This window comes from Rahnella sp. PAMC25617, from assembly GCF_050606005.1.
Lineage (GTDB): Bacteria > Pseudomonadota > Gammaproteobacteria > Enterobacterales > Enterobacteriaceae > Rahnella > Rahnella variigena.
Window position 1 is genome coordinate 1 of record NZ_JBOCUM010000065.1, and the last position, 477, is coordinate 477.

The 477-nt window shown below is 58.5% G+C and carries 1 protein-coding gene; it reads left to right on the forward strand.

The window, feature by feature from the left end; genetic code table 11:
- Window positions 1-477: phosphopantothenoylcysteine decarboxylase (locus tag ACM615_RS23945; RefSeq protein WP_431012634.1), on the forward strand; the 477-nt coding region annotated here is incomplete at both ends.

The window sequence follows — 477 nt, forward strand, 5'->3', positions numbered from 1 at the left end:
CCCGCAGCTGAAGCGGCAATGGGTCACATTGAGTTAGGAAAATGGGCTGATTTAGTGATTATCGCCCCCGCCACGGCGGATTTGCTGGCCCGCATGAATGCCGGTATGGCGAATGATCTGCTGACGACGGTTTGTCTGGCGACAGCCGCGCCGGTCGCGGTGCTCCCTGCGATGAATCAGCAAATGTATCGCGCTGCCGTCACGCAGGAAAATCTGCAAAGCCTGGCGGCGCGGGGCACGTTGTTGTGGGGCCCTGACAGCGGCAGTCAGGCTTGTGGCGACGTAGGTCCGGGACGCATGCTCGATCCGCTGGTGATTGTTGATATGGCAAACGCGCATTTCTCTTCGCGCAACGATCTGGCCCATCTGAACATTATGGTGACCGCAGGTCCGACCCGTGAGCCGCTGGATCCTGTCCGTTTCATCAGTAATCACAGTTCCGGCAAAATGGGTTTTTCGATTGCCAAAGCCGCCGCT